Source organism: Yersinia sp. 2542 StPb PI (assembly GCF_048593855.1).
GTDB lineage: Bacteria > Pseudomonadota > Gammaproteobacteria > Enterobacterales > Enterobacteriaceae > Yersinia > Yersinia enterocolitica_E.
This window is the reverse complement of record NZ_JAZGQA010000223.1, coordinates 1-6624: the sequence shown is the minus strand read 5'-3', so window position 1 is coordinate 6624 and position 6624 is coordinate 1. Positions and strand designations below refer to the sequence as shown.

Below are 6624 nucleotides of genomic sequence, written 5' to 3'. Positions count from 1 at the left end.
ATTTAAATACAATAAGTTGACAGATATTTTGTAGATGCACAGTTTTTGTAGGAATATTCCCACACAGATTGGTTCGTTTATCTGATGTGAAGTTAAGACAGCTTTCTATATTATCTCCCTCATCAAGTAACAGACGTGGCGGAATATTTACCACCGATTTACTTAAACGAAAAGAATGTGGAAAGCTGACAAGTATAATCGAATAACATTCGCACATATAGTCATTAACCCACTTCATATTTATTAAGTTAAGTATTCATTCATATTTAAATTCGAATGAATGCTCACCCACATTTAATTATTATATTGGAGTTTTAAATGAACAAGTTAACTTTGGCTATGGCGTTATTCTCAGCATCTACAACTATTGCAATGGCAGCAAGTAATAATACAATTACTTTCCAAGGTGAAGTCACAGCACAAACCTGTTCTGTTACCGTCAACGGCGTTGATGCCAACCCAATGGTATTGCTGCCAACTGTATCCAGCAGCGATTTGGATTCTTCAGGGAAAACAGCAGGTAAAACGGCCTTTACCCTGGGTGTATCTGGTTGTGCAGTTGGCAATGATGATATTGATGTCAAAACTGTTTTCGTCGCTAACCAAGTCACAGCTTCCGGTAACTTAAAAAATACAGGCACGGCAGCAAACGTTGAGCTTCAATTGCTGAAAGACACAACAACGACTTCAGGTATCGATCTGAATAGTGGTTTGGCGCAAGATGGTATAGTGTTAAAGGCTGGTGATACAGCAGCAGAGCATGATTTTGCAGTTCAATATTATGCAACTGGACAAGCAGGCGCTGGTTCTGTGATCGCATCGGTACAATATGCAGTTTCTTACCTGTAATCCCTGCTTTGCCGAATAGGATATACTTTAACTAGTTGGCGCTGCAATCAGGCAAAGTAAATGACAAATCGGTCATAGACCTTTTTGAATAGCATTTATACTAGCCCACAGGGTGAGCCTCAATGAGGCTCATTAATCCCGATGATCTTCACAATAGTGATTCGGGTAAAGTTCCCCGATGTGTATTCAGCAGCTTCAAGCACCAACAAAATAGCTATTCGGCCAGTTTCATTCAGAGGGTATCCCCATGATGGTTAACATACATAGCTACAGTTATCGTTATCTGTTCATCGCGTTATTAATTTTTATGGGCATCTCTTCTGCTAAAGCCAGCGTCATCATGACGGGTAGCCGCATTATATATTCGGCGGGCGAAAAAGAGCACAGCGTACAATTAACAAATAAAGACAACTTCCCCAATGCGGTTCAGGTCTGGCTAGACAGTGGTGATGCCCAATCAACACCAGAAACAGGCAAAGCACCCTTTATCGTCACACCACCGTTCTTTCGCATGGAAGCCAATGCGGGACAAACATTGCGGCTGAAATATACCGGTAGCGGCCTGCCAACAGATAGAGAATCCGTGTTCTATCTTAATTTTTTACAGGTGCCTCCCGTCAACAAAGCAGAAAAAAGTAATAAAATGTTAGTGTTGATGCGTAACCGCATTAAAGTATTTTATCGACCCGAAAGTATTACTGGCCGTGTTGATCAGGTCTCCAGCGCACTGACTTTCAGTGTGCGCCAACGGGGTAAAGATGTTGTTGTAACAGGGAAAAACCCAACAGGATTCTATGCCACCATTGCCAGTGGTGAAGTTGTTGGCAGTGGTAAAAAACTTAAAATGAAATCCGAAATGATTTCACCGATGTCTCAAGCAGAATGGGTTATCCCAAATTCATCTGTACCTTCTAATGCTATTGTTAATTTCCTGATAGTGAATGATTTCGGCGGGCAAGATACCGGAAGTTATCGTATTTAGCCGGTAAAGGAAGATTTATGAGGCTTGCACGCGCTTCTGTGAAGAGAAAATTCTTTGGACGCAAGAAAGCATTAACACTATGTATTGCTTTAATCTTACATGTTGATACGGCTGTGGCTCAGGATGAGCCACAAAACCTCGAGTTCGATGAATCTCTGTTTTTAGGGACCAATTTTGCTTCAGGTTTGAATCAACTCAATAAAGAGAATTCTGCCACAGCCGGAAATTACGATGCTGTCGATGTCTTGGTTAATAACAAACCGTTCAAACGCACTACCATTGAATTTATTAAGAATGCTGACTCATCAGAGATTTACCCCTGCCTGAGTGATGAGTTCTTAACTGCGGCTGGCGTACTTCTAACCAACAAAGACGGCGCTGTAACCAACGAAACTAATACCCAAGAGACAGAATCAGCCCCTTCGGAGACTGCTGCAACCTCGTCTACAGAGCAATGTAGGCCACTGGCTGAGCGAGTAAAAGGGGCCTCTTTTCACTTTGATCAGGCTAAACTTCGCCTGGAACTGTCGATCCCACAAGCTTTGTTGCAAAAACGCCCCAGAGGTTATATCGAGCAGAGTGAATGGCAGGAAGGTGAAAAACTCGCATTCATCAACTACAGTTCTAACTTTTATCGCAGTGATACTCAGGCCCAGCAAAATAGCACCTCTGATTACGGGTTTGTTGGCTTAAAAAGTGGCCTCAATCTCGGATTATGGCAACTGCGTCAACAATCAAACGTACGTTATTCCAGTAATGATAATAGCAGCGATACCCAATGGAATAATATTCGTACTTATGTCCAGCGCCCTATCCCCCAATTGGATAGTCAATTAACGCTGGGCGAAACCTTCACCGACAGTACATTATTTGGCACCATGTCGTTTCGTGGCGTTAAAATGGCAACCGACCAACGTATGTGGCCAGAATCCATGCGTGGATTTGCCCCTGAAGTCCGTGGTGTTGCCAGTACCAATGCGCGGGTGGTTGTTAGCCAGAATGGGCGTGAAATTTATGAAACTACGGTTGCGCCTGGCCCATTCGTTATTAACGATTTATATAGCACCACCAGTCAGGGTGACCTCAATGTTGAGGTGATTGAAGCGAATGGTAGCCGTTCGACATTTACCGTGCCATTCAGTGCCGTCCCGGACTCAATGCGCCCAGGTGTTAGCCGTTATAATGCGGTGGTCGGCGAATCCCGTGATTTCACCAATATTGATAACTATTTCACTGACTTCACCTATGAGCGCGGTGTTACCAATCAGTTAACTGCGAACAGCGGCCTGCGTTTAGCACAAGACTATACGGCACTCCTTGTCGGTGGCGTATTGGGTACCCCCATCGGGGCCTTTGGCCTCAATACTACCTACTCTCATGCTAAAGTTGAAAATGATGAAACGCAGAATGGCTGGCGAATGCAAGCAACCTATAGCCAGACATTTAATCAAACCGGGACCACATTCTCATTGGCTGGATATCGCTATTCAACCAAAGGATATCGCGATTTAAATGATGTTTTTGGCGTGCGCTCAACGCAAAAAAATGGCGGGACATGGGATTCAACGACCTATAAACAACGCAGCCAGTTTACAACCTCAATTAATCAGACGTTGGGTAATTATGGTCAACTTTCTGCGTCTGCATCGACCAGTGATTATTATAATGATACGCAACGAGATACGCAGTTACAGCTAAGCTATTCAAACAGTTACCAAGACATCAGTTACAACCTGGCCATTAGCCGTCAGCGCACTGTTTATACCTCAACCCAATATAATTGGGATGACGATACGACGAATGAGACAACAACGCGCTACGGTAATACTGAAAATATTGCGACGCTAACGGTGTCTATTCCACTAAGTATTGGCAATAAGAACCAATATTTATCGATGTCTGCTAGCCGTAACCCAAAAAGTGGTAATAGCTATCAGACGTCATTATCAGGTACCGCCGGTGAACGAAACACCTTTAACTATTCAGTGAATGCCGGCTATGACGACAGCAATATCAGTAGCAGTTCAAATAACTGGGGGGCAAATGTGCAAAAACAATTCCCTAATGCGACCGTCAATGGCAGCTATTCCCGCGGCAATAATTACACCCAATATGGTGTTGGTGCTCGCGGAGCCGCAGTAATACATAGTAAAGGTATGACACTCGGGCCTTATTTGGGCGAGACCTTTGGTTTAATTGAAGCGGATGGTGCTCAGGGTGCAACAGTACGAAATGCACAAGGGGCGAGGATTGATAATAACGGATTTGCCTTGGTGCCATCGTTAACACCCTATAATTACAATACGGTGGGTTTGGATACTAAAGGCATTAATCGCAATACTGAACTGAAAGAGAATCAGGGCCGCGTCGTTCCTTACGCCGGGGCCGCTGTGAAAGTAAAATTCGACACCCTGAAAGGCTATGCCGTGTTAATTCAAACCCAAACTAACGAGGGTGAAGGGTTACCACTGGGTGCCGATGTTTATAACAGCAAAAATGAAATCGTCGGGATGGTAGGTCAAGGGAATCAGATCTACGTACGAGTGAAAGACGACAAAGGCTCACTTTATGTGCGCTGGGGTGAAAGCAGCAGTGAGCAGTGTGAATTACCTTATACTTTTGATGGTCAAGATACTGAGCAGGATATTATTCATATAACAGGCAGTTGCCACCGTTAACAATTATGAGAAAAATAATGTTAAGAACAACAGAGCAGTTAATATCTTGCGAACTATCACCGCCAACGGCCACTACTTATCACCGCCGCTCGCGTATTTTGGCTGGAGCGATATTATTTATAGGGCTATGCAGCACCTCAGTATGGTCAGCCTGTACTCGCATTACGGCACAAACTCAACTTGGTGCCGGTGATGGTACGGCAAGTGACTGGGCGGGTTCTCTGGATTATAATAATGGCTCACTCGGCTTGCCGGGCCTTATCGACCTTAGCACGGCGGCGAATTTTCAACCCGATGGGACATTATTAGCCGCAGGTACCTCTGACTTCACCACCTTTGCCCTGAACACCGGTTATGACCCTAATCGGGTGCTATTCCGCTGCGCTGCGGCCGATGTTGATCAACTCTTCGAAATGTATGCCACTAACGGAGATAATGACTTTGGTGGTAAAAATGAAGATGGTGCCATTGCCGGTAATGTTCCCTCTGGTTTTGCCACCTATGTCCGCAATGTTGTTATCAGGCTTACAAATCTATCCACTGGCGAGTATTACTCGCGCTTATGGAAAGGGCGGCGCTTAACCGACCTGGATAAAGATAGCAGTGGCCGTATTTTAGTCAAAGCCAAGAATTTCAGTAACCTGTATACCGAGCTGTTTCGTATTGATTATGTCCGTGCCGGCACTAACAATGCAGCCTCTTACCTGTATGCCTATACCCAACCCAATGCTTATATCGCGTTTAAAGGACCAGGAATTAGTGGCCCTATTGAAGGAACTGACTCAGTATCAAACTGGCCCGGCTGGTATGCCACCTGGCCTGCCTCTATTGGATTGTACAATTATGTCACTTTCCGTCGAACCACGATTTGTGCGGTAACCAATTTTACCCCCACAGTGATATTACCGAGAATTTCTGTGGCAGAGCTGAACAGTGGCAGCACCACTTCGGCTGAATTTAAAGTAGATTTTCAGTGCCAGACCGGCGTGACATCAGGTGTCACTGCTGGCACGGTAGCGATGGGCTTTCTGGTACCAGCAGCAAATGCCGCTAAAGCGCAAGCTTTGGGATTAATGAACGGCAGTGGCGGGATCAGCCACTTGGTGTCAGATAGTTATGGTTCTGCCGGAACAGCAAGCGGTGTAGGCATCCGTATCTACCGCAATAATAGTCCGATTTATCTGCTATCAAAGAATGTAACTCAAACCGGTAATAACGCCGGCTGGTATGGCATCTTCCAGGGCGCCCAAGAAATAACCGGCACGGTGAGTGGGGGTAACAGTTACACTGAGAACTTTCGGGCTGAGTTAACTAAAATCAGCGGGCAAACTGTGACACCAGGAGCGGTGAATGCACATGCGCAAGTGGTTATACGTGTCCAATAATATGTTTTTCAGACACATAAATAGTGGGATTGGTGGGTTACTTTTGTTGCTTATGGTTACCAGTATACCGGCCACGGCAAGTGTCATTGCGGAAAGAACACGTATTATCTTCAGTGAAGGTAGCACCGAAGAGTCACTACAACTGGTTAACAGCAATAGCTATCCGGTGGCAGTGCAGGTCTGGGTGGATGACGGTGATTTGACCGCAACACCAGAGAAGTCTATTTCACCGGTATTAGTGTTGCCCCCGCTATTTCGGCTACAACCACAGGCACAACGCAGCCTGCGATTGATCTTATCGGGGGCCAGTAAATTACCCGTTGATAGGGAGTCTGCATTTTGGCTCAATGTTTACGAAATTCCACCGAAGGTGACCCCTAAAACTGAGGATGAATCTTTCGTCACGCTGGCCTTGCGCATGCAATACAAAGTATTTTACCGCCCTAAAAACTTACCAGCCCCAGGAGATACTTTAGGTAAGGCGTTAACCTTTACTCTTGAGACAAAAAGCGATACCGCCCTGATTCGGGTTGATAACCCGACGCCTTATTATGCATCATTAGCCTCACTGACATTAGGCTCAACTGAAAGCCTGCCAGATATGGTTGCTCCTTTTTCGAAGCTCGATTTTTCGCTCAATCGTTTACCCCCAGCAGTCAGCAAAACGGTCAATTTTGTCTTAATTGATGATTTAGGTAACCGAAAGGTATTTAGCAGCAATTTAAAATAA

At 45.0% G+C, this 6624-nt stretch carries 5 protein-coding genes; all 5 read left to right on the top strand.

Annotated elements, in window-relative coordinates:
* Positions 1–318 precede the first annotated feature (318 nt).
* Positions 319–849 (top strand): fimbrial protein, encoded by a 531-nt coding sequence (locus V1952_RS19040; RefSeq protein ID WP_372560089.1) that lies wholly within the window; start codon positions 319–321, stop codon positions 847–849.
* A 250-nt stretch (positions 850–1099) separates the two neighbouring features.
* A complete protein-coding gene (locus V1952_RS19035) occupies positions 1100–1831 on the top strand; it encodes a molecular chaperone (protein WP_372560669.1) in 732 nt (243 codons plus the stop codon).
* Positions 1832–1848: 17 nt separating this feature from the next.
* Positions 1849–4509, top strand: a complete 2661-nt coding sequence (locus tag V1952_RS19030; protein ID WP_420075320.1) for a fimbria/pilus outer membrane usher protein — start codon at positions 1849–1851, stop codon at positions 4507–4509.
* Positions 4510–4526: 17 nt separating this feature from the next.
* Complete coding sequence (gene stbD / locus V1952_RS19025; protein WP_372560091.1) at positions 4527–5894, top strand: fimbrial usher protein StbD; 1368 nt, start codon at positions 4527–4529, stop codon at positions 5892–5894.
* Positions 5860–6624, top strand: coding sequence for a molecular chaperone (locus tag V1952_RS19020; RefSeq protein WP_372560092.1), 765 nt, complete (start codon positions 5860–5862; stop codon positions 6622–6624). Before stbD ends, V1952_RS19020 begins: the two co-directional genes overlap by 35 nt.